This is a genomic window from Methylophilus flavus, from assembly GCF_042678905.1.
Classification (GTDB): Bacteria; Pseudomonadota; Gammaproteobacteria; order Burkholderiales; family Methylophilaceae; genus Methylophilus; species Methylophilus flavus.
Genome location: NZ_JBHTLN010000001.1, coordinates 250238 through 274032, shown reverse-complemented (window position 1 = coordinate 274032; position 23795 = coordinate 250238). Strand labels below are relative to the sequence as shown.

The 23795-nt window shown below is 50.1% G+C and carries 27 protein-coding genes; 2 read left to right on the top strand and 25 right to left on the bottom strand.

What is annotated here, in order from left to right:
* Positions 1-6: 6 nt before the first annotated feature.
* The 14 genes from ACFQ2T_RS01325 to gltX form a co-directional block, all read right to left on the bottom strand.
* Positions 7-1344: a TRZ/ATZ family hydrolase gene (locus ACFQ2T_RS01325; protein ID WP_379029443.1), complete on the bottom strand. Its 1338-nt coding sequence runs from the start codon at positions 1342-1344 to the stop codon at positions 7-9.
* A gap of 103 nt (positions 1345-1447) precedes the next feature.
* Positions 1448-2545 carry an OmpA family protein gene (locus ACFQ2T_RS01320; protein ID WP_379029440.1) on the bottom strand — a complete coding sequence of 366 codons (1098 nt, stop codon included), beginning with the start codon at positions 2543-2545 and terminating at the stop codon, positions 1448-1450.
* A gap of 138 nt (positions 2546-2683) precedes the next feature.
* Positions 2684-3394: a (5-formylfuran-3-yl)methyl phosphate synthase gene (locus tag ACFQ2T_RS01315; RefSeq protein ID WP_379029437.1), complete on the bottom strand. Its 711-nt coding sequence runs from the start codon at positions 3392-3394 to the stop codon at positions 2684-2686.
* Positions 3395-3396: 2 nt separating this feature from the next.
* Positions 3397-3969 (bottom strand): DUF447 domain-containing protein, encoded by a 573-nt coding sequence (locus ACFQ2T_RS01310; RefSeq protein WP_379029434.1) that lies wholly within the window; start codon positions 3967-3969, stop codon positions 3397-3399.
* Positions 3970-3974: 5 nt separating this feature from the next.
* Entirely contained in the window at positions 3975-5417 is a 1443-nt protein-coding gene (locus ACFQ2T_RS01305; RefSeq protein ID WP_379029431.1) for a DUF6513 domain-containing protein, read from the bottom strand.
* Positions 5418-5422: 5 nt separating this feature from the next.
* Complete coding sequence (locus ACFQ2T_RS01300; RefSeq protein ID WP_379033863.1) at positions 5423-6010, bottom strand: flavoprotein; 588 nt, start codon at positions 6008-6010, stop codon at positions 5423-5425.
* Positions 6011-6026: 16 nt separating this feature from the next.
* On the bottom strand, positions 6027-7361 hold the full coding sequence (locus tag ACFQ2T_RS01295; protein ID WP_379029428.1) for an adenylosuccinate synthase: 1335 nt from the start codon (positions 7359-7361) through the stop codon (positions 6027-6029).
* A 53-nt stretch (positions 7362-7414) separates the two neighbouring features.
* Entirely contained in the window at positions 7415-8569 is a 1155-nt protein-coding gene (locus tag ACFQ2T_RS01290; RefSeq protein ID WP_379029425.1) for an ATP phosphoribosyltransferase regulatory subunit, read from the bottom strand.
* Positions 8570-8698: 129 nt separating this feature from the next.
* Complete coding sequence (locus ACFQ2T_RS01285; RefSeq protein ID WP_379029422.1) at positions 8699-8878, bottom strand: DUF2065 domain-containing protein; 180 nt, start codon at positions 8876-8878, stop codon at positions 8699-8701.
* Positions 8879-8903: 25 nt separating this feature from the next.
* Positions 8904-9773 carry a protease modulator HflC gene (gene hflC / locus ACFQ2T_RS01280; protein ID WP_379029419.1) on the bottom strand — a complete coding sequence of 290 codons (870 nt, stop codon included), beginning with the start codon at positions 9771-9773 and terminating at the stop codon, positions 8904-8906.
* Positions 9774-9796: 23 nt separating this feature from the next.
* Positions 9797-10987 carry an FtsH protease activity modulator HflK gene (gene hflK, locus ACFQ2T_RS01275; RefSeq protein ID WP_379029416.1) on the bottom strand — a complete coding sequence of 397 codons (1191 nt, stop codon included), beginning with the start codon at positions 10985-10987 and terminating at the stop codon, positions 9797-9799.
* 28 nt (positions 10988-11015) lie between these two features.
* Positions 11016-12143, bottom strand: a complete 1128-nt coding sequence (hflX, locus tag ACFQ2T_RS01270; RefSeq protein ID WP_379029413.1) for a GTPase HflX — start codon at positions 12141-12143, stop codon at positions 11016-11018.
* 3 nt (positions 12144-12146) lie between these two features.
* Positions 12147-12389, bottom strand: coding sequence for an RNA chaperone Hfq (gene hfq / locus ACFQ2T_RS01265; RefSeq protein WP_306390195.1), 243 nt, complete (start codon positions 12387-12389; stop codon positions 12147-12149).
* A 113-nt stretch (positions 12390-12502) separates the two neighbouring features.
* Positions 12503-13909, bottom strand: coding sequence for a glutamate--tRNA ligase (gene gltX, locus ACFQ2T_RS01260; protein ID WP_379029409.1), 1407 nt, complete (start codon positions 13907-13909; stop codon positions 12503-12505).
* Between the two features lie 118 nt (positions 13910-14027).
* Here gltX and ACFQ2T_RS01255 point away from each other — a divergent pair, with 118 nt between their 5' ends.
* Positions 14028-14369: a hypothetical protein gene (locus tag ACFQ2T_RS01255; protein ID WP_379029406.1), complete on the top strand. Its 342-nt coding sequence runs from the start codon at positions 14028-14030 to the stop codon at positions 14367-14369.
* 70 nt (positions 14370-14439) lie between these two features.
* Here the strand turns inward: ACFQ2T_RS01255 and rimO are convergent, their stop codons facing one another.
* From rimO to rluD, 6 genes are all read right to left on the bottom strand, one after another.
* Entirely contained in the window at positions 14440-15774 is a 1335-nt protein-coding gene (rimO, locus tag ACFQ2T_RS01250; protein WP_379029403.1) for a 30S ribosomal protein S12 methylthiotransferase RimO, read from the bottom strand.
* A 10-nt stretch (positions 15775-15784) separates the two neighbouring features.
* Complete coding sequence (locus ACFQ2T_RS01245) at positions 15785-16675, bottom strand: ZIP family metal transporter (protein WP_379033861.1); 891 nt, start codon at positions 16673-16675, stop codon at positions 15785-15787.
* Positions 16676-16808: 133 nt separating this feature from the next.
* Positions 16809-17228: a hypothetical protein gene (locus tag ACFQ2T_RS01240; protein ID WP_379029401.1), complete on the bottom strand. Its 420-nt coding sequence runs from the start codon at positions 17226-17228 to the stop codon at positions 16809-16811.
* Positions 17229-17231: 3 nt separating this feature from the next.
* A complete protein-coding gene (locus ACFQ2T_RS01235; RefSeq protein WP_379029398.1) occupies positions 17232-17885 on the bottom strand; it encodes an HAD family hydrolase in 654 nt (217 codons plus the stop codon).
* Positions 17886-17960: 75 nt separating this feature from the next.
* Positions 17961-18692 carry a peptidoglycan editing factor PgeF gene (gene pgeF, locus ACFQ2T_RS01230; RefSeq protein WP_379029395.1) on the bottom strand — a complete coding sequence of 244 codons (732 nt, stop codon included), beginning with the start codon at positions 18690-18692 and terminating at the stop codon, positions 17961-17963.
* Positions 18682-19812, bottom strand: coding sequence for a 23S rRNA pseudouridine(1911/1915/1917) synthase RluD (gene rluD / locus ACFQ2T_RS01225; protein ID WP_379029393.1), 1131 nt, complete (start codon positions 19810-19812; stop codon positions 18682-18684). Before rluD ends, pgeF begins: the two co-directional genes overlap by 11 nt.
* Positions 19813-19859: 47 nt before the next feature.
* Between rluD and ACFQ2T_RS01220 the strand changes: the two genes are divergently transcribed.
* Positions 19860-20696: an outer membrane protein assembly factor BamD gene (locus ACFQ2T_RS01220; protein ID WP_379029390.1), complete on the top strand. Its 837-nt coding sequence runs from the start codon at positions 19860-19862 to the stop codon at positions 20694-20696.
* A gap of 65 nt (positions 20697-20761) precedes the next feature.
* Here the strand turns inward: ACFQ2T_RS01220 and ACFQ2T_RS01215 are convergent, their stop codons facing one another.
* The 5 genes from ACFQ2T_RS01215 to ACFQ2T_RS01195 form a co-directional block, all read right to left on the bottom strand.
* Positions 20762-21169, bottom strand: coding sequence for a hypothetical protein (locus ACFQ2T_RS01215; RefSeq protein ID WP_379029387.1), 408 nt, complete (start codon positions 21167-21169; stop codon positions 20762-20764).
* Positions 21170-21206: 37 nt separating this feature from the next.
* A complete protein-coding gene (locus ACFQ2T_RS01210; RefSeq protein ID WP_379029384.1) occupies positions 21207-21533 on the bottom strand; it encodes a YnfA family protein in 327 nt (108 codons plus the stop codon).
* Positions 21533-21970, bottom strand: a complete 438-nt coding sequence (locus ACFQ2T_RS01205; protein ID WP_379029382.1) for a thioesterase family protein — start codon at positions 21968-21970, stop codon at positions 21533-21535. The genes ACFQ2T_RS01210 and ACFQ2T_RS01205 overlap by 1 nt, the downstream gene beginning before the upstream one ends.
* Positions 21971-22027: 57 nt before the next feature.
* A complete protein-coding gene (locus ACFQ2T_RS01200; protein WP_379029381.1) occupies positions 22028-22333 on the bottom strand; it encodes a hypothetical protein in 306 nt (101 codons plus the stop codon).
* A 100-nt stretch (positions 22334-22433) separates the two neighbouring features.
* The gene (locus tag ACFQ2T_RS01195; RefSeq protein WP_379029379.1) at positions 22434-23636 is read right to left on the bottom strand and encodes a PQQ-dependent sugar dehydrogenase; all 1203 of its coding nucleotides are present in this window, start codon (positions 23634-23636) and stop codon (positions 22434-22436) included.
* Positions 23637-23795 lie beyond the last annotated feature (159 nt).

Here is a 23795-nt window from a genome sequence, read left to right as displayed (position 1 = left end):
TACTTTTCAAGATTGCGATGACTGTATTTTCAGTTGCCATTGCAATGCGATTGACCTTAATTCTTCTGTTTCCATGCCTTGAAAAACGGTCTGGCCATCTTCGCTGCGATGATAGCGCAGGTTACCTTCAACCCAGGTGTGGGTCACCTGCTCGCGCCCGGCCACATACACCAGGTGCGAAATCGGGTCATAACAAGGCAGGCTGTTGAGATCATCCAGCCGGACCGCGATCAGGTCTGCTTGCTTGCCAACTTCTATACTGCCGATCTGGTCCTGCAATCCAAGTGCGCGAGCCCCATTAATGGTTGCCATTTCCAGTGCAGTATAAGCGGGGATAGATTCTGCATTATCGTCAGAGACTTTTGCCAGCAATGCAGCCGTGCGCATTTCCTGCCACAGGTCCAGCCGGTTATTACTGGCCGCACCATCAGTGCCCAAGCCTACATTCATTCCTGCGCGTAAGGCGGCAGCGACAGGAGAAATACCGCTGGATAATTTTAAATTAGAGCAAGGGCAATGAGCGATATGCGTCCCTTGCGTGGCAAGTACTTCTAACTCACTTTGCTCCAGATGCACGCCATGCGCACAGACCGTACTTGGACCCAGGATGCCGAGTGCAAGCAATCTATCCAGTGGCCTAACCCCGAACTGTTCAAGACTTTGCTGAATCTCGGCACGTGTTTCGTGCAAATGGGTATGAATGCCCAAGTTCAACTGTTCTGCAAGCGTACTGATCTGCTCAAACGTCGCATTGCTGACCGTATAAGGCGCATGGGGCGCAAAAGAGAAACTGATGTCAGTATCAGATTTATACTGATCCCTGACCTCAGTGCCTAAACGGATATATTCATTGGCAGTCGTGGCATAATTGGTCGCAAATTCCATAATCACCAGACCAATATGCGCACGCATGCCACTGCGCTTGACGGCTTCAATGGTCGCCTGGGGGAAGAAATACATATCGTTGAAAGTGGTCACGCCACCACTCAACATTTCAGCGCAGGCCAGTAAACTGCCATCATGCACAAAAGACTTTGATACCCACTGCCGCTCTGCGGGCCAGATATGCTCATTCAACCAGGGCATTAAAGCATGGTCATCTGCATAGCCTCTCAGCAGGTTCATGCTGCTATGCGCATGCAAATTAATCAAACCAGGCATCAATGCATGTCGGGAACAATCAACCACAGGCCAATCACTTGCCCATTCCGGTATCTCGTTTTTAGGAACGACCGCTAATATCTTTCCGGCATCAACCAACACGGCATGCTGTTCAAGAGTGGCCTGTTTTCCATTCATGGGAATTACCCAGCGTGGCTTGATAATAAATTGAGAGTCACTCATGCTTTGAATTATAACCGAGGCTGGTCTGCACTGTACTGACGCCAGACTACAGATGTAAAAAAAGCCACGCATTCGCGTGGCTTTTAGTAAGACTAAGTGCTAATTACTGGCAACCAAGTTGCTTGGTACCTTCAGCACGGATCTCAACGCGACGGTTAGGTTGCAAGCAAGAGATCAGTTTCTTGGATACTTTTTTACCTTCGCACTGTACAACTGGCTCAGATTTACCTTTGCCTTCAGAAGTGATGATACCGCCATCAATGCCTTGTGCAATCAGGTAATCAGATACTTGTTTAGCACGACGCTCAGACAATTTCTGGTTGTAAGCATCTGTACCGATACGGTCAGTGTGACCTGTTACGATAACAGCTGTAATTTCTGGATTAGCCTTGATTTTAGCTGCAGTCTCTTCCAGAACTTTACGACCTTCTTCACGCAGGTTAGCTTTATCGAAGCCGAACAGTTTTTCAGCACTTACAGTAACCACTTCATTTTGTGGTTTGCATAAAGGAGCTGGTGCTGGCGCTGGTGCCGGAGCTGGTGCTGGCTCAGCAGCTGCGACTGGTGCCGGTGCTGGCGCTGGTGTTGGCTCTTCAACTACAGGCTCTGGTGCACCGAAACGGAAGATACCGCCAAGGTTTACCAGTGTGTTACCAATCGTACCATCTGCATCAACTGTACGTGCAGCATTACGTGCATCCGCACGGCTCCATTGATGACGTACATCTGCTTGAATACCAAATTTGTCGCTAAACAAATATTGTGCGCCCAAACCAACGTTTGCCATCCATGAAGTGTTAGCTTTGTCAGACAAACCAGCATTGCTGTAGTCAACATCGTTACGTGCTGCGCCAATACCTGCTAACAGGAATGGACGGAATTTTTCGCGGCTAAATACATACAACGCATCCAGGCCCAAGGCGGTTTGCTTGTATTTACCACCAGCGCCGGCGATGCCGGTATCTTCATCAGAACGTGTGTGACCCAAACGACCCTGGATATCCCAGTGCTCGCTAACCTCTTTACCGATAGACAGGAAACCACCACGGCCATTGTCCGCTTCAAGATCATTGTCTGTGTTGATATATGTCGCACCTGGCACTACATACCAAGCGCCACGGTACATATCTTCAGCTTGCGCAACTTGCGACGCTAATACAAATGCGGAAGCAATTGCCAAGCTTAAAAAATTCTTTTTCATTCATTGACTCCTTTATTATTAGGCTTTGAATAGCCACATCTTTGAAAAGACTTACAAGTTGAACTATACGCAAAGCCCACTCTTGACGCAACCCTCACCAGCACTGGAATCAAGTATTTATTGGCTTTGAGGCAATATTCAACAAAATGCCGACACTTTTGAAGTGACCAAGTGTATTTTTTCTGCCAACAAAGGTTGTTCTCTGCGCTGATTCACGCACAAACCACTTCTGAAACCCAGGTAATCAGGCGATAAATCTGCCAATTGATCAAACTGCTCCAGCTGCAACCCGCCAGCCAGGCCGACGTATAACTTCAGTGACTTTGCAGCTTTGACGAAAAAATCCAGCAAATTCAGACTTATCAAAGCGGTTAAAGGCTTAGCTTTTTGCGTGGTATCGACCATCACCCCCCAATAAGCGGTATTTGCAAGCTCATGCAAGATCCTGTCTATGGTTTCTTTGCCTGAAACATGGTCTGCTGACAACACGGCAATCAGTTTTACTTGCCGGAAAAGAAACTCTTTAATCACCGGTGCATACGCTGCATCCGCCCAAATAGTTTGCGGCAGCTTAATCACATTTACACCTATATCTAGCCTCGACTGTATCAACTCTCTTAGAACCTGGACTGAAGCGCAATCATCACCTATGGTGGCACTGACAATAATGTCAGCATGCGGGTGTTGCTGGCGATAAAGACTGACTTCATGGATGATGGATTTGGACAGGTTAAGGTCTAGCGCTGCCAGTGCACCATGCGACGTTTCTTTCAGGTCAATCAGTCGCACATCTGCTGACAATACCATCTCCGCTTCAGGGACTGAATTCACACTCACCAACACTTGCATATTCAAGCCTGTTCCAAGCCGCTCTGGCGCGCGATATGGTTATTGATGCTATCCACCAGCCATTGCCAGGCTTCAAGTTCACGCTCTCCGGCAGTCTTATCGATAGCGATTTGCAGATATTGCATCTCCTGCGTGATTTTTTCGACTGGGAGCATATGCAAGCGACTCACCAGCACTGCCAGCTCGATCACCGCCGCTTGCGCCCGGTTGAATCCCATGAATGGTCCGTGCAAAGCACTTTCCAGTACAGTCATCGACAATCTGGGACGTATGTCATCTTCTTCGACTTGGTCCAGCTTTAATACGTGATGAGTCAGGCAATCTTGCAGGCGTACACAGCCCGCGGCAACAGACAAGGTGGCGAACTGTGTTTTTTTTGCAATGGCAGCGGCGAATACCCGGACGTCGTCCGTCAGGTTTAACACGGCATGCCCTGTTTCAAGAATGTTCTGCAAGGTGGCGGATGGCTTATAAGGCGAGATGATGACTTTGCCATCAAACCATTGCACGCCGAATGGTGCAATGTGCGGTTCACCTTGCTTAGAACAGGTAGTGACTATGGTTTCGTAAATCATGAAAATTATTCCGTATCCGGTGCTGGGGTTGTATCAGGCGCAGCACGCGTGTTTTCCAGACGCTCTTTGATCGAGGCTTCGCGGTGCGCGATCTTGGCCTGCTTGTTTTGCTGGATGGAAGCCACGCCCCACTCCAGCATTTCATCCTGCACATAGCGTTTTTTTAACTGCCATGCGATTTGTGCACGGGCCAATTCAACGCCCAGGTAAAACGCATGCGAGGCTTCGTTCTGTACATTCAGGCCCGTATAAAAACTGAAAGGGTCCGTGCCATGCTGTATACCATCCCGGTTATAAACATGGACACCCTCTTCACTTACCATAATCCTGAAGCTCGGATCTTTGATCTGGCTGGCCAGGTCCATGATTTCTTCGGTACTGTATGGAAACGGTTTGCGGTCATGCAAGCCCAATAATCCACTGGAATAGCCACGTGGCAATCGTTTATCCTGGCTGGCGCGGTACATGACGCGCCTCGCAATATCAGCCTCAGCGATGGCCTCGGAAGCATGCGGGCTGACCGAGGTAGCCAGCACGGCATTGATATTCAACTCACTGATCACGCCAAATAAAAGCGCATTCACGCCGGTGGTATCAGCATCAGTCAGTTCAGTCAGGTTACCCACGCCCATCATCATCTCAATATCCGGGTAACGCTTGCGCAACTTGTGGTAACGCACAATAGAGTCTGTCAGGCCAAAATGAATCGGGTCCAGGATAGGGTCGGCAATAAAGCGGCGCCCGCGTTGCAGGCAATGCTCAATCGCGCGTGTCAAACTGGCGATATTAGTGGGCTTGGCCGGGATCAGGATAGGTGTAGATTCAACCTCATCGGCTATCCACAAATTATTCTCATGCAGGCTGAGTAAATAGTCAGCTCCGGCTTTACCCGCTGCCAGCAAGTCTTCTTCACGCATGGAATCCACACTCACCTGGAAGCCTTCAGCTTTCAGCGCGTTAATGGCGGCAGGCATATGCGCAAATGATTTACCTGGCAGACAACCGAGGTCAATCACATCGGCGCCCTGCTGTTGAAAGTGACCGGCTTTGGCCACAATCTGTTCCACAGTCAGGTCAGGCGCATCCACAATTTCAGCAAAAATTGTCACGCTGTGGCGCGTCAGGTCTGGCGCCTTGCCTTTTTGTCCAAAATATTGAGGCAGATCTTTCAAGTCTTTGGGTCCACGTTCTACCGGCACTCCCCATTGCGCCACTAAAGGTTCGAGATCTCCCTGGCATAAGCCAGGTAAAATCACTTTGTCGATATTCTCGACTTTAGGCACGCGGCGCGCAATTAAAGATGGGGTCATTAATGCGGCCACCGATACCCCTATGTGTTTCACTTCATATTCAAATGGAGATTGTTTGCTATCTGCCAGGATAGACGTTAACACTTGGTGCAGACTATGTTCTGCCAGTTTTCCGGTGAGGAACAGCAGTTTTGCCATCACGCCTACTCAGCCAGCTGATCAGCTACCTGTACACCTGCGTGCAAATACAACTCATGGTGCGTCGCCAGACGCTGCATAATAGTGGATTGCAAATCAGCCATATTTTCCACCACAGCGGTATCAGCGAATAACTTCAATTTTTCCACATTCTCCAGATCAATCTGGCGCGGATAGACTTTGACCACATTATCGCGCGGTGCTTCAGATTCAAGCTCGGGCGCAGTATCACAGGCAAACACAACACTAGGCACACGGGTTTTGCCTGCCTGGGCAAACAAGTTGGTCACCAGGCTATCTGAAAAGCCGTAAGCCATCTTGGCAATGGTGTTGGAAGTCGCAGGCGAGATCACCAGGGTGTGATACACGCCTTCGTAAAAGCGCTCAACCGGGATGCTGCTGGCGGTTTTGTCCTGGTAGACTTTGTGGCCAGTTGCATCCAACTGCGCCTGAAAACCGTATTGCTTGATAATCTCAGCGGCGGCGCGACTCAGGTAAATATCCACATCCTGCAAAGTCTGCAGGATATCTAGAGACTCCCGCAGGTAATGGCCGGAACCGGTAATCGCCCAAGCCAATCGCTTTGCATGCATCACTTAAATCTCTTAATCAGGCAAACGGGTGTTGCAAGACAATGGTTTCATCGCGCTCTGGGCCAGTCGACACAATGGCAATAGGTACGCCACATAATGCTTCAAGACGCTTCAGGTAGTGCTGGGCATTTTTTGGCAGACCTTCCCAGGTTTTCACACCAAACGTCGTTTCAGTCCAGCCAGGCACGGTCTCGTATATCGGTTCACAACGGGCTACATCATCGGCACCGACAGGTAACATGTCCACGACTTTGCCATCCAGTTTATAGCCGGTACAAATATCCAGGGATTCAATGCCGTCCAGTACATCCAGCTTGGTGATGCACAAACCGGTCAGGCCATTGATACGGGCTGAACGACGCAATGCCGCAGCATCGAACCAGCCGCAACGGCGTTTGCGACGTGTCACGGTGCCGATCTCCTGGCCGACGGTAGACATCTGGTAACCAGGCACACCTTCGGTTTCGATATCCAGTTCGCTTGGAAACGGGCCGCCACCAACGCGGGTGGTGTATGCCTTGGTGATGCCCAATACGTAATGCAACATATTGGCACCAACACCGGTACCGGCTGATGCCTGACCAGCGATACAGTTGCTGGAAGTCACATACGGATAAGTCCCATGATCGATATCCAGCAACGTGCCTTGCGCGCCTTCGAACAACAGGTGCTCGCCACGCGCATTGGCTTCATATAAAGCAGCTGAGATATCTGCAACCATAGGTTTCAACACAGGTGCATGTTGCATGCTGGCGTCATATTGCTGCTGATAATCCACCGCAGTGCCGCCCAGATACTGGGTCAATACAAAGTTATGATAGTCCATCACTTCACGCAATTTTTCAGCAAACCGCTCGGGATGGAACAAGTCATACACGCGCAAGGCACGGCGTGCGACCTTGTCTTCATATGCCGGGCCTATCCCTTTACCTGTAGTGCCGATTTTTTTCTCGGCGCTGCGTTTGGCTTCACGCGCCAAATCTACCGCAACGTGATGGGATAAAATCAAAGGGCAGCCAGGGCTGACTTTCAAGCGGTTTTTCACATCCAGGCCGCCCTGCTCCAGCGTGGCGATCTCATGCAGCAAATGCGTGGTATCGAGTACAACGCCGTTACCGATATAGCAATTGACGCCATCACGTACGATACCGGATGGGACCAGATTCAGCTTGTACACTTTTTGTGCAGCGCCCTGGCCGACAACCAGCGTGTGACCGGCATTATGACCACCTTGAAAACGAACCACGCCCTGCGCGTGATCTGTCAGCCAGTCAACAATTTTACCTTTACCTTCGTCGCCCCACTGGGTACCAATAACAACGACGTTTTTTGCTTGCTTAGATTGTGTCATGTTCAATAATTATCTTGTCTAAAACGAAAATGGGTTGCCAGTTCAAAACGGCTTCAAACAGCAACGACCTGCCAGCGACCATCGACTTTTTCCAGAGTACGGTCACAGGCTAATTCAGAATAATCCAGCAGCGCATCCGGTAATGCTTCCACCACGATCTGGCCTTGCGCACGCAAGGTTTCCACCACGGCTGCCAATTCGCCGTCGCTGGATACAGGCGCAAGAATGCCCTTATTCAAGGTAGCTGGGCCAAGTGCCTGCAAAGCGCCGCGCAGATCCAGGCTAAAACCGGTGGCAGGACGCGCACGGCCAAAAGCGGCGCCAACTTCATCATAACGGCCGCCCAAGGCGATCGGTCCGGCATATTCTTTGGCATAAGCGGCAAACACCATGCCGTTATGGTAGTGGTAGCCGCGCAGCTCACTGAGGTCTATGGTCACCGTGACTTCATCATTACCCAATGCAGTTGCTACCGCGGCCATCTCATGCAACGCCTGTTCAATTTCCGGGGAATCAGGCAGCACATCACGCGCCTGCTCCAGCACTTCGACGCCGCCACTCAACTGGGTCAGTGCGATAAAAGCCTTACGCGATTTCTCAGACAGGTTGGTGATCAGTTCCTGCACGCGCGAAACATCTTTGGCCTGCAAGGCAATTTGCAATTCACGTTCCTGTTGTGTACCTAGCTGCGCCATATGCGACAAGCTGGCAAAAATAGCCACATGACTGAGATCAACAAACAGCGTGCGCATGCCCAATAGTTGCAAAGCCTTGACCATCAGTTTTTGTACTTCTATATCGCTTTCAATCCCGGCATGCCCGTAGATCTCTGCACCCAACTGTAAGGGCTCACGCGTACGTGCCAGGCCATCAGGCTTGGTGCGTAACACGGTACCGGCATAACACAGGCGGGAAACGCCCTGATGATTCAGCATGTGTGCATCAATGCGTGCCGCTTGCGGAGTGGTATCTGCGCGCAAACCCATCAGGCGGCCGGTTAATTGATCTACCACTTTAAAAGTAGCGATGTCCAGATCGTGGCCGGTGCCGGTTAGCAAAGACTCCACATATTCCATCATGGGGGGCATTACATACTGATAACCATGTACGCGAAATAAATCAAGGATTTGACGACGGTAGGATTCGAGACGCGCCGCTTCAGCAGGCAGCACATCTTCAATATATTCGGGAAGTAACCAATTATGCATGCCGTTATTATACCTGCAAACCCCTGCCTTAGACATGGCTTTAGCAATGGGAATGGCTTGTGATGGCCTGAGTAGAACAGAAAAAAGGCACGCCAAATAAGCGTGCCTTTCAAATATCCAGAATGGTAATTAACGGTTAAGCCACAAAATAAACAGTCCAACCGCAGCTGAAAGAAAACCGATAAAACGAATCTGCCCGTCCTTCAGTTGCAGCAATTTTTCAAAAGTTTGCCGCCAGGCCTGGGTAAATATCAACGGCATCAATCCTTCAATCAACAGTACCCCGCCAATCAACCACCACCAGTTCATACCATGACCTTATGACTGGACTGAATTATTTTTTGCCAGAATTACGCATATATTTAAAGAAGTCAGAACTCTGGTCTATGACCATCACGTCAGACTTGCTCTTGAAGCTGTTTTTATAGGCTTCCTGGCTACGATAAAACGCATAAAATTCAGGATTCTTGCCGAACGCTTGCGCATAGACTTCTGATGCTTTGGCGTCGCCTTCACCTTTCACTTTTTGCGCTTCGCGATAAGCTTCGGCAATGATCACCTCACGCTGCTTGTCTGCATCGGCGCGAATCTTCTCGGCAGCCGCTGCACCTTCTGAGCGCAACTCATTGGCGACAGATTTACGCTCTGCTTCCATACGTTGATAAACCGACTCACTGACTTCTTTAGTCAGGTCAACCCGGCGCAGGCGCACATCCAGAATCTGGATACCCATCTGGCGGCTTTCCTTGTCGGCACGCTCACGCAAAATCCTCATGATTGTGGCACGCTCACCGGAAACCACGTCGTGGATATTGCGTTTACCAATTTCGGCCCGCAAACCATCATTGACCATTTGCGAGATACGGCGCTCAGCCTGCACTTCTTCACCGCGCACCGAGACATAATATTTGGCCGGATCGATAATGCGCCATTTGATAAATGAATCCACCAGTACGTTTTTCTTCTCGCTGGTAATAAAGCGATCTGGCTCTTCCCAATTGAGCGTCAGGATACGTTTATCGTAATAACGGATATTTTCTACCATGGGCATCTTGAAGTAGAGGCCAGGCGCTTTTTTGACCGAAACGATTTCGCCCAGGCGGAACACCAGTGCAAACTCGCGCTGATCAACTGTATATGCTGATGAAGTGATCACCACCAGCAAAACAAATACCCCGATTAATATACTTCCAATATTTCTCATATTCTTTATTCCTTCAGGGCAAACTAGCGATATTCGCGATCACGGCTGCGCATGGCATCGCGTGTGCGATCCAGAACACCGGCATCAGATGATTGTGAAGATTCTTGAGCCGGCTTTTCAGCGGCTGGCGCAGCATTAGTACCACCACCCGCGCCACTTGCGCCCATCAATTTATCCAACGGCAAATACAGCAGGCTGTTGCCACCCTTTTGATCCACCAATACCTTGCTGGTATTAGACAGAATGTGTTCCTGTGCATCCAGGTACAAGCGTTGACGCGTGACTTCCGGCGCCTTGTTGTACTGGGTCAGAATCTGCTCAAAGCGGTCTGCATTACCTTTGGCTTCGTTTTCAACGCGCAATTTATAACCGGAAGCCTCTTCACCAAGGCGGGCTGCGGTACCGCGTGCTTTTGGAATCACGTCATTGGCGTAAGCCTGACCTTCATTCTTCTGGCGTTCCAGATCCTGCTTGGCTTTCACTGCATCATCGAATGCGGCCTGCACCTGCTCAGGGGGCTGTGCATTTTGCATGGTGACGTTGACGACATGGACCCCGGACTGATAACGATCCAGCATTTCCTGCATCAGCTTTTTCGCTTTGGCAGCGACTTCATCGCGGCCTTCATACAACACGAAATCCATTTTGCTTCGGCCTGCGACTTCACGAATCGCGGTCTCGGCAATGCCGCGCACGCTTTCTTCTGTAGAGCGGTTGCTGAACTGGTAGTCTTCCACTGACTTGAGGTTGTATTGCACGGCAACTTGCAGATCGATGATATTTTCATCATCGGTCAGCATCAATGACTCCCGTGGCTCTTTACTACGGCCAGATTCGCCTTCAAACGAGCGATAGCCCAGTTCTATGGTGCGTACCTGTTCAAGGTTGACGTTTTCAACTGTTTCGATCGGGAAAGGCAGATGCCAGCGCGGGCCAGGTGTAGTGGTTTCTACATGCTTGCCAAACCGCAATACCACACCGCGTGAACCCTGGTCCACGATATAGAAGCCGGAACCGAGCCAGATCAAGGCCACCAGGCCAAGAATCGGGGCGATAGGCAAAGGTTGTGGTGCAGGTCCGCTCGCACGAGGGCCACCCTGCCCGCCTTTACCACCGAACATACGATTCAGCTTTTGATTCAAATCCTTGAATACCTCGTCCAGATCGGGCGGGCCTTCGTTATTTTTATTCCAAAAGCCTGGAAACTTTCTCATTCATCTACTCCGTGTTTTCTATTTCCGGTTAAACGTAAGCACGCTCTTCCGTACTCAGTTTTTTCAAATGTTGTTGATGCTCTAGCAGTGCCTGACGTAAGTCTTCGATACCAATGCCATCCCTGGCAGACACACGAATGGTTCTGATATTACCATACTCGTCACGGTCGATTCCCGGCGCCATGCCCATGCGATCAATCTGGTTAAGCACCAGGATCTGCGGCACCTGGGCAGCACCGATTTCGTTGAGCACGATATTGACCTGTTCAATCTGGTTGTCACGGTTAGGGCTTGCCACATCCACAATATGCAATAGCAAGTCAGCTTGTGACGCCTCTTCCAGCGTAGCGCCAAAGGCTTCAATGAGGGTAGTTGGCAAATGTTTGATAAACCCGACAGTATCTGAAATGACCACTGGATAGCCTTCAGGCAAATGCATTTTGCGCGAAGTGGTATCCAGCGTGGCAAACAACTGGTCAGCTGCATACACTCCGGAGTGCGTCAGCCGGTTAAACAAGGTGGATTTACCTGCGTTGGTATACCCAACCAGAGATACGGTAAGCAAAGGAGACCGCTTGCGGGCACGTCGCTGCATGCCGCGTTGCTGCTTCAGTTTTGCCAGTTTTTCACGCAATTGCTTGACGCGCACGCGCAGCATGCGCCTGTCCAGCTCCAGCTGCGTTTCACCAGGGCCGCCACGTACACCAATACCGCCCTTTTGACGTTCAAGGTGGGTCCAGCCGCGTACCAGCCGAGTGGATAAATGTTCCAGCTGCGCCAGTTCAACCTGGAGCTTACCTTCATGCGACTGCGCACGCTGGGCAAAAATCTCCAGGATGAGGCCAGTGCGGTCCACAACACGGGCTTCCAGAAATTTTTCCAGGTTACGTTGCTGCGATGGGCTTAAATCGTGATTAAAAGCGGCCACTTTACTTTCGTAAGCCGCCATCATTGCTTTCAGCTCGTCTGCCTTGCCTGAGCCGATGAAGAACTTGGGGTCAGGAGACTGGCGTTTGCCTTCAAGCGTATCAGAAATATTTAATCCGGCAGTACCGGCAAGGTGGCGGAGCTCTTGTAAACTTTCTTCATAATCAGCATCACCAAAGTTGATACTGACCAGAACGACAGCATCTCCGCCGCTAGGTCTATCAAACATGCATTAAGATTCTTGTGCGGGTTCGTGTGGTCCTAAATTAACAGGACGGGCTGGAACGATGGTGGAAATAGCGTGTTTGTATACCATTTGCGTGACAGTGTTTTTCAGCAAAATGACATACTGGTCAAACGAATCTACCTGACCCTGTAACTTAATCCCGTTGACGAGATAGATGGATACTTGAACATGCTCTTTCCTCAAGGCGTTCAGAAAAGGGTCTTGCAGCATTTGGCCTTTATTATTCATCGAATTGCTCCTTCATTGTTTTAATCATATATTGGAGTTTTTATTATGTTGAACACCAATCCCTTACAGTGACTATGATTGTACTAATTTGTTCCAATTTCAATGCCTGTGCATTATTTTTTTGGAAATAATGCTCGAATGCGCTGTAAACAGGCCGCTTTGCCCAGTATAGACATCACCTGATCGATGCTAGGCGACTGCGCAATACCGATCAAAGCCACCCGTAATGGCATGGCCAATTTTGGAAATTTGATCTGTTGCTCAGTGACAACCTGATTCAGGCCATCGTGTAAATTATCGACAGTCCAGTCAGAGTCTTTAATTTTTTCCAGGAAACTTTCAATATAGGCGGCTGTTTCCGGCTGGATATGCTTGGTTACATCGGCTTCATTGATCACCGGGTCGCGGTAGAAAAAGGCGATCTCTTGCGCTAACTGGTTCAGGTTGTTTGTCCGTTCACGGTAAAGGTTGAGCACAGCCAGCAAATCAGGCGATTGCGTGTCGGTAATGCCTAACTTCGCAAGGCGTGGTTTTACTTCTTCGGCAATCTGCTCCAGCGGCAATACCTTGATGTAATGCGCATTCAGCCAGTTGAGTTTTTCAGTGTTGAACTGCGCGGCAGACGGCGTGATATGGTCTAGATCAAACCACCGGCAGAACTGCGCCATATCGAATACTTCGTCATCGCCATGCGACCAGCCCAGGCGTGCCAGGTAATTCAATACCGCTTCGCGCAGATAACCATCTTCATGATACTGCATCACATTGACTGCACCATGGCGTTTGGATAACTTTTGACCATCATCGCCCAATATCATGGACAAATGCGCATATTGAGGAATTTGTGCGCCGAGTGCCTGCAACATATTGATCTGGCGCGGCGTATTGTTGACGTGGTCATCGCCACGTATCACCTGCGTCACGCCCATTTCCCAGTCATCCACCACCACACAGAAGTTGTAGGTCGGTGTGCCGTCACCCCTGGCGATAATCAGGTCATCCAGCTCGGCATTGGCGATTTCGATACGGCCTTTGACCATATCATCCCACGCCACCACGCCATCTTGCGGATTTTTGAAGCGCACGACGGGCGGAATATCCTTAGGTGGCTCCGGCAACACTTTACCAGGCTCAGGACGCCAGCGGCCATCATAACGAGGCTTCAAACCTTGCTGCATCTGACTTTCACGCAAGGCATCCAGTTCTTCCTTGCTGCTATAACAGTAATAAGCCTGGCCTGCGTCCAGCATTTTTTGAATAGAGGCTTTATAGGTATCCATGCGCTGCATCTGGTAGTAAGGGCCTTCATCATGGTCCAGCTCCAGCCAGGACATGCCATCCAGAATCGCCTGTACAGCTTCAGGTGTAGAGCGTGCAACATCCGTGTCTTCGATCCGCAGGATAAACTGGCCGCCATGACGCTTGGCATAGGCCCAGGAAAATAATGCGGTGCGCGCACCACCAATATGGAGGTAGCCAGTGGGACTAGGCGCGAAACGGGTTTTAACAGCTTGTTGCATGATGACTCTCTGAATTCTTAAGCGGACTATTTTAACATGTTGGCGCTGCTCATGCCTCGCCCTGCTTTTTGCTTGCTGCCAGATTGAAGCATCGCTACAAACGCGTTATCATGCGTCCATGATGCAGCCTACTTCTTCCAGCAGCGATATCCATGTCGGCGAGCTTTACGGCAAACCGGCCATGCCTGGGCAAACCAGCGTGATTTACCATGTGGTTGCCATACACAAACTGGGCATCACGCTGCAAAATATGGATAATCCATTAAGCCAGTTTGAGACGACTGCAAAAAAACTTCTACAATCCGGCTATGTCAGGCTTAGCCAGACGCCTTATGTGAACCTTGCTCAAAACAGCAAGCGTAAGAATAGCGAATCAAAACTGAAACGCTGTCCTTATACCCTGGATATCTTTGCAGACCGGGCAGACTGTCAACGGCCTCAGCTGACCCAGGCCGCATAAGTTGTGGGGGCTTTTGCTAACAAAATAAAAAATGCCGCAATTTGCGGCATTTTTTATTTTATCTAGCTGATTAAAACTCAGGCGGCGCACCTATCAGATCATGGCCTTGGGCATCAACAATCTGCACATCCACAAAATCGCCAGGACTAATACCGTCCGCATCCTGCAGGTAAACAATCCCATCAATTTCCGGTGCATCGGCTTTGGTACGTGCAATGGCGATCACATTGCCGTCGTCATCTTCAGTCAGCTCATCCACCAGCACGGTTTGCAGGCTGCCGATCTTGGCTGACACTTTGGCAGCACTGATGCGTTCTTGCACTTCCATAAAGCGGCTCAAGCGTTCCTTCTTGATTTCTTCCGGCACCTGATGATCTAAAGCATTGGCTGTTGCACCATCCACGGCAGAATAGGCAAAGCAGCCGACACGGTCCAGCTGCGCTTCTTCCATAAAATCCAGCAGCATTTTAAAGTCGTCTTCAGTTTCGCCTGGGAAACCGACGATAAAGGTACTGCGGATAGCAATCTCAGGGCAGGTTTCGCGCCAGGCCTTGATACGGGCCAGGTTGTTTTCGCTACTGGCTGGGCGCTTCATTGCTTTAAGAATACGCGGGCTCGCGTGCTGTAACGGCACATCCAGGTAAGGAAGAATCGCACCTTCAGCCATCAATGGAATCACTTCGTCTACATGCGGGTATGGATATACATAATGTAAACGTATCCATACGCCCAATTCGCCAAGCGCCTTGCTCAGCGCAGTCATGTGCGTTTTTACCGGCCTGCCATTCCAGAAACCACTGCGGAATTTCATATCCACGCCATAGGCCGAGGTATCTTGTGAAATCACCAGGATTTCCGACACACCGGCATTGACCAGGTTTTCAGCTTCGTTCATCACATCGCCAATCGGGCGGCTGACCAGGTCACCACGCATGCTTGGGATGATGCAGAAACTGCAACGGTGATTACAGCCTTCCGAGATTTTAAGGTAGGCATAATGTTTGGGCGTCAGGCGCACGCCTTGTGGCGGCACCAGGTCGGTATAGGGATCATGTGGTTTGGGCAAATGCGTATGCACATGACCCATCACTTCTTCCAGCGCATGTGGACCGGTGACTGCCAGCACGCTAGGATGCGCGCCGGTGACCACATCTTTTTTAGCACCCAGGCAACCGGTGACAATGACCTTGCCGTTTTTATTCAGCGCTTCGCCTATCGCATCCAGGGATTCCTGCACGGCAGAATCAATAAACCCGCAGGTGTTTACCACAACCAGGTCGGATTTTTCGTAACTGTTACTGATCTCATATCCCTCAGCGCGCAGCTGAGTAAGAATACGCTCGGAGTCTGAACCGGCTTTAGGGCAACCCAGTGACACAAAACCAACTTTAGGCATAATCTGCATACATTAACCTTTAACCTTCCACCAGGAGCTTGGTTACCGCGACCGAAGCTACGCCTAATGTAATCAATAATAACTGCAACAACGTATCGCGCAACGCGGTTCGTTTATGTAATCCGGGAATCAGATCCGCCACTGCGACATACAACATACTGGAAGCCGCCAGGCTCAAAATATAAGGCACCCAGTGCTGCACCATATTCAGTCCTGCATAAGCGATCAGGCCACCGGCCAGTGTGGCCAGGCTGGAGGCGATGTTGAACAGGAATGCCTTGCGCTTGCTGTAGCCGGAATGTAACAAAATCAGGAAGTCACCGACTTCTTGCGGAATCTCGTGTGCAATGATCGCCAGCGCCGTGACCAGACCTACCTGCATGTCGACCATAAATGCGGCACAGATCAGCACACCATCGACAAAATTATGGAAAGTGTCACCTATCATGATCATCATGCCGCTACGGCCGTCGTCGTGATGATGATGGTGACTCAATACTTGCGGGGATTCAGCTGCCAGGGGCCTGAATTTAATCGCGCCCTGCGGTGCTTTCACTTTTTGTGCCGAAGCCTGTCCCGGATGCAATTCCGGGCAATGTGCCTCATCGTGTATGGCATGCATTTCACAGTGTTCACCATGACAGTGGCGCCATAGCACCAGTTTTTCCAGCGCAAAAAACAGCAGAATCCCGAACAGCATGGTCGCTGTCATGGCCTCTATATTCGGGCTGGTTTCAATCGCGTGTGGCAATATCTCCAGGAATACAGCTGCCAGTAAAGCACCGATCGCATAGCTGACCAGCAAAGGCACCCAATGTTTTCTGGCATTCAGCGCGAACACGGCAGCGACTGACACACTTAACACGCCCCCGGCCAGGCAGGCAATCACCATGCCCGTCAAGGGTGACATGGTCGCCAGAGTGGCAGTCAGAGAGGGTGATAAATTAATCATGCATACTTTGTAGAAATGAGGCGCGCATTATACGTGAGTTCTGGCAAAAATGAACATAAACAATCAGTTATCGTCATTGCAGATCTAAAGGCTAGATAAATTGTGCAATGACATAGCCGATGACGATACCTATCATCAACGCCAGGGTTAAACCGCGATAAGTCAGTACATCTTTTGAATAGCCACGCCGGATAGCAACGAAAGAAATGAGGTAACCCAGCGCATTCAGCAACCAGATAAAACCAAAGCTTAATACTTTGACAATCATCGGGCCGATCACCGGCAGCAGACCAATCAAACCAATGATCCAGACAAACACGCCTGAGACTAAGCCCACCAGAACCGTCACCCCGGCCAGCATTTTGACATCCCAGCCTTGCTGCACACCCCAGTACAGGAAAGCGGCAATGAGTATTGCTACAGGCAACATTATTTTCCAGTCTTGCCAGTGCCATGAAGCTGCACTGCCTACACATTTTGCCGAAGGGCGGCCAAGCCGATTCTTGACCATCGCCTATCCTTTTAAGTCAGCAATTGTTGTGGCCAGCGCATCCACATGCGTGCAGCGGTGCCAGTGCGGTTTTTTTTGTGAAGCATCGGCGGCATAGCCCCAGGTCACCAGCACAAAATCCATGTGGTGCGCATCTGCAGCCAGGCCATCTTCCAGCCGGTCGCCGATATACAGGCATTGCTCAATCGGCAATGACAGGTCCTGCACAATCCGGCCAACCATATCAGCTTTGCGACTGAGTGCAGGCTGAAAATAATCCAGGGCATATACGCCCTGGAAATACTGATCCCACTGCAAATGCCTGACAATTTTTTCGGTTGGGAATAATCGCTTGTTGGTTGCGATGTATAACTTGTAGCCAGCCTGATGTAGTTGCTGCAACATCGCTGTCACACCATCAAACACGACTGATTTCAGGTAACCGCTTGAGTCATAGTGCTCTTTAAACACCTTTGCCAGAGATTGCAATAATGCATCATCGTCCTGGCCGGAAAGCAATTGAAGGCTTTCAATCAGGGGCGGGCCAATCACATCATTGCTTAATGGCATTTTCAAAGGCGTGCCTGTGCTTTTGAATGCATGGTCGTAGCCTTCCAGGATACTGGGGGCAGAATCGATCAAAGTGCCGTCCAGGTCAAAAATGAGGTGTTTTTTCATGGGGTGCTTTATTTTAGAGATGTCGCATTGTTATGACTTGTATTGTAAATATTTGCTTTATTGTAAAGCTGGTGATTATTCCAGCCAGATTAAAGTCGCCATGCGTCCGGTTTCCCCGTCGCGCCTGAAGCTGAAGAAAGATTCAGGTGTGCTGTAGGTACATAAGCCGCCACCATAAGTACGGGTAACTCCCAAAGCCTGCAAGCGTTGCCTGGCGATGATGTACAAATCACCCAGCCATTTGTTGTTATGTGGACGGAATGCAGTTTCTGCTTGTGCGTCCTGCGTTATAAATTGTTCCCGCACTTCACCACCCACTTGAAATGCATCAGGACCAATCGCCGGACCCAACCAGGCCATTAAATAGCCAGGCTCAACTGGCATCGCTTTAACAGTGGCTTCAATCACACCATCACAGAGGCTGCGCCAACCAGCATGGATTGCGGCAACAACGGTGCCCGCTTCATCACAAAGCAATACTGGCAGACAGTCTGCCGTCATAGTCACGCATACGACTTCTTTACGTGCTGCAAAACTGGCATCGGCAGCTTCAAGGCAGCTTGAAGTACTGGCATCGATCACGCGTATGCCATGTACCTGTTTCAACCAGACAGGTTCTGTTGGCAAATACGGGCTTAATGACTGGCGGTTGTGCGCCACGTGTAATGGATTATCTTGCACATGATCGCCCAGGTTCAGGCTGGCGTAGTTACCAGTGCTGATGCCACCTGCCCGCGTCGTTTGCAACGCTTTAACATTCGCAGGCGCAGGCCAATCAGGAATGATAAATTCGGCTTTATGCATCATCCTCGTCCGCTACCAGCGCTTCATCATCCCACTCTTCGCCATCTTCAAGTTCATCATCAAGATCGTCATCGCCCCAGTCTTCATCATCTTCGCCGATAAACAAGCCATTTTCGTCCACATTCAGATCCACTGGCGACAGTGGTTCATCTGGCACTTCAGTGGCACGCATAGCTTCCAGCAACGCACGCATATCATCCGCCAGCTCGATTTGCCACTCCATATGCTCATTGGTGACCGGATGCGTCAGGCCTAGTTTGATGGCATGCAATGCCTGGCGTTTGAAATCTCCGATCACGGCACGCAACTCTGTCGACATCATCTTATGGGGGATGATATTACCGATTCCGTACAAGGGATCGCCGACCATAGGCGCTTTTAAATGCTGCAAATGCACGCGGATCTGGTGCGTGCGGCCGGTTTCAAGATTACAGCGCAGATAGGTATTGGTGCCGAATCGCTCCAGTACCTGATAATGCGTCACTGCTGATTTACCGCGGCGTATCACCGCCATTTTGACGCGCTGGTGCGGATGACGCCCTATCGGTTGGTCTACCTTGCCACTACGCCACAATTGACCCCAGACGATGGCACGGTATTCGCGTTTGACGGAATGCGCTTGCAACTGGCGTACCAGGCTGGTTTGCGCCTCCAGTGTTTTCGCTACCACCAGCAAACCGCTGGTATCTTTATCCAGCCGGTGCACAATACCAGCACGTGGCACTTCCTTGAGTTGCGGCCGGTGGAACAGCAAAGCATTTAATAAAGTGCCGCTCCAGTTTCCTGCAGCAGGATGCACCACCAGCCCGGCAGGCTTGTTGATCACGATCAGGGCATCATCTTCGTAAACAATATCCAGAGGAATGTCTTCGGGTTCAAATGCGTTGTCTTGCGCATTGACTGGTGGCGTGACTGTAATGTCCTCACCACCCCAGACCTTGGTTTTAGCCGTAGGCGCTTTGCCATCCAGCAATACCAGGCCCTCTTTGATCCAGCCCTGTAAACGGCTGCGGGAATGGTCTGGCAACATTTGCTGCAAAACCAGATCCAGCCGTTGCCCACCGAGGTTGGTAGGCACGACCAGATGTAAGGAAGCGCTTTCTTTCATATTTTCAAACGGCATCAGTTATAATGCCCTGAGTTTCCTTATATATAACGATATTGAACAACATGCTTCGCATTTTACCGCTTAACGCCCTGCTCACGCGCGCTTTTATTTTCATTGCCGCGCTTACCTTAAGTGCTTGCGCTATTTTTGGCGACCCGAATCCGCTTGACGAAACCAAGGGCTGGCCAGAGGAACGCCTGTATGCCGCTGGTCAGGAAAAAATGGCGGACAAGAATTACGATAAGGCGATCGACTACTTCCAGAAGCTGGAAGCGCGTTATCCGCACGGTGCTTATGCCACCCAGGCACAACTCGAAGTCGCTTACGCCTACTACAAAAAATCAGAGCCGGTATTGTGCTTGTCAGCTGTTGACCGTTTCATCAAGCTGCACCCAAACCATCCTAACCTTGACTACGCCTACTACCTGAAAGGCCTGGCAACCTTTAACGAACGCGGCATCATCGAGAAATACACCAAGCAGGAAATCAATGACCGCGACCCTAAAACACTGCGCGTCTCATTCAATGCTTTTAAGGAACTGGTCGAACGCTTCCCGAATAGCCGTTACGTCAAAGATGCGACGCAACGCATGATTTTCCTGGTGAACACACTGGCCATGCACGAAATGCATGTAGCGCGTTATTACATGCAACGTAAAGCCTACGTTGCTGCGGTGAACCGAACCAAATATGTGCTGGAGACCTACCCTAACTCCAGCGTGGTTGAAGAAGCATTGGTAACTATGATCAGCGCCTACGATGCCATGCATCTGGATGATCTCAAGGATGACACCTTGCGTGTACTCAAAACGAACTATCCTGAGAATCCCATGATCAGCGGGAAAATCAACGAAGACGAAAAAGTCTGGTGGAAATTCTGGGAAAGCCTGTACCAGTAATTGATTGAAGTCTCGCCGGATACCAAAAAGCGCCAATCTTGTGGCGCTTTTTTTATTTGTAATACTCAAACCTGTTTACGGGTGTTCGTCTCTGCTACCTTTGCATCCATCGCAAAAGCTTCCAGCTCAAAAGGATTGTCATAATACATATGCCGCCCTTGCAGCTTTTGCCAAAGCCCGGCCAGCAAATAAGCTGGAATAAACAGAATCCCCCACCGCTCTGCCTGCCGCACATGCACATGTTCATGTGGTCGTAACTGCTCCAGCCTGCTTGCTGAAAAGCCCATTATCACATGCCCTAATGCAATGGCTGCAAACCCCCGGCGCATAAACCATAGCGCAATCTTTCCACCATGCACCTCAAGTACGCCATGTGCAATCCGCGTTTTTGCGCCCGACAACACCCATGGAATGGCAGCCATCACCCCCACTAGCGTCGTAGGCAATGCCCATAAGAAAATCAGCAAACGCATATGATTAATATCCAGCTAAAACCCAATAGGTGCCGCTTTATATCTGCCTGGGTGAAAACATAATAATCGCCATGCCCAGCATCGCGACTGCTGCACCTAGCAAATCCCAGCCTGTCGGGCGTATGCCTTCCACCAGCCATAGCCATAAAATAGCCACGCCAATATACACGCCGCCGTATGCCGCATATATTCGGCCTGCTGCCGCTGGATGCAAGGTCAGTAACCAGGCAAACACTGCCAAACTAATCGCGGCAGGTATAAGCAGCCAGGCACTTTTACCCTCCCTTAACCAGAGATAAGGCAAGTAGCAACCCAGGATTTCAGCAATGGCAGTAAAGGCGAACAGCACCAACGTTTTAAACACTATATTTCCTTGTGATGGAGATGGCTGGTTTTAGAAGCCACTTTCGTTTCAAACTTTGTGCGGTCTATGACAAAGCGTTCATGGATGCCCTTGGCAATCAAATCAATCCCATCGTGCGCCTCTACCGCAAAAATCAATTTGCGGCCTTCCATGCCGATTAACTCAATGGTCGCTGTGACAGTAAATCCTGGTGGCGTAGGCGCCTGGTGGCTGACATTGATATGCGTGCCTACTGTTTGCTCGTGAGGTCCTTCAAGAAAAGGCTGTACCGCATTGATGCATGCCCACTCCAGAAAACCAACCAAAAAGCCGGTGGCAAACACGTTTGGCATAGCTTGAAACGCTTCGGCTTCAGGGTATAAGGCAGGCACCGTTTTGGAAACCGGCACCAGAAACTGCTGACGGTATTGCAGGCCAGGTTTAAGGGAGTCTTTCACGATGAGGCAATAGCGGGGCTGGTTGGTCCGGGATATTCAGATGTAGTCACTCTAGCCCTATGAAATCTGTACCCAGTGATAGGTTGTGATTTTTCCTGGTGCCAGATCGAATGAGCGTGTACCAGACAGGGTAAAAGAAGTCCCGTAGGCAACTGTTGTCGGTGCATCGAGCACAGCTGTAGGTTTGGCCTTGTCCACTACAATCACTTCTACGTCACTGGGCTCGGATTTGTTACCGGAGTCATCCTCAACCACCAGGCGGAAGCGATGCCTGCCCGGTGTCAGTGGCTTGCTTGCATCATTAGTCACTTCTATGGTGGGTGTGTTGGTTGCAATTTCCTGTCCGGGAATAAACTTTGCCATGGCAGCAGTTCCTCAATGTCTGATGTTTTCTTCAAGCCTTGTTGTAAGCAACAATGTATGCCAGTTTAAGCTGGCAGGCAATCGCAAATCTAAAACCAACCTACTCCTGTTCTGAAATGAGCAACTGGTTCTGGTCAGTTTTCAGATAGAAGGTGCCGTTAGCGTCAATCTGAATGGCGCGGATACGGTATTCACTTAATACCGGCTCTGCATACACCAGCGTCGTGCCTTCACGGCGAACGCGGTACAAAGTGGTATTACCCATGCCGGCGACAAAGAAATCGTTATCCCAGAAATCATTGCGACCGGTTTTAGGGTATTTGGCCAGCGGTCCTATCCCGATCGAAGGGACAAATGTCATCAGCGGTTTCTCGTGCCCTTCATGGCTATTGAATTTGTTGCCGTAATAGCCACTCATGCCATCGCGTTCATAAATAGTGCCGTAGCTCACAATCGGCCAGCCGTAATTTTTACCGCGTTTAATCAGGTTAATTTCATCACCACCGCGTGGTCCATGGTCAGTCAACCACAATTCATTGCTTTCCTTATCGTAAAACAGGCCGCCTGAAGGTGAGCGGAAGCCGGTGGCATAGACCTCAGCATTCAAACGCTGCAAATCTATGCGCATGACTTTACCCAGAGAAGTCGTCTTATCCTGTACCCGGTCCGGTTTTGAAAAATCGCCCAGGCTCAGATACAAGGTACGCTCGTTTTCACCCAGCGCTAGCTTGCCGCCGACCTGGTGGCCTAGAATCGGTTCCTTGATGGCAGGTCGGCTGATGTAAATCTCACGGTCAAAACTAATCTCGCTGTTTTCTACATCGACTGCAAATTCACTTACCGCCAGGCGCACACCATTGGTGACTTCATCCCATGCGGTATAAGCAACATAAAGGGTTTTGCCAATTAACAGGGAATCTTTGACGCCGGAGAGCTCCTTGCAATACACCAGCTGTTTGCTGCTGCTTTCATCTGATGAAGTATCGCCACCGGGGATAAACTTGACCAGCGGCTTGCCAGGTTTAACCAGCTCCATGCTTTCATTCTGGCGGACAAAATAGACATCGCCACACTTGCTGATAAACAAGAACAAATGTTTATCCAGGCGCTCAAAAGGCCCACTTGGATATTGGTCTTCAAACGGCAGCTTATACACTTTAAGATTCTGTGTGCCGAATACCGAACTGATTCTTGGTGGCTCCGGCTCTTTATTGGCATCTTTATCCGCTTGCGCAGCCTGACTGCCGGATAACAATAATCTGGGCACCACATCATCACCAGCCTGCACATCAGGTGCAAGCATATTCCAGCTGAGTATCAGCCAGCAGACGGTGAATAATATGGATTTTAAAAGTGGTCTGATTGACAATCGATGAGGTTGATAAAACAAAACAAGATTCTCCATTCTTATACTTACATACGAGTCGCAAGCACAGAAAAAAGTTTATAAAACGATTATATA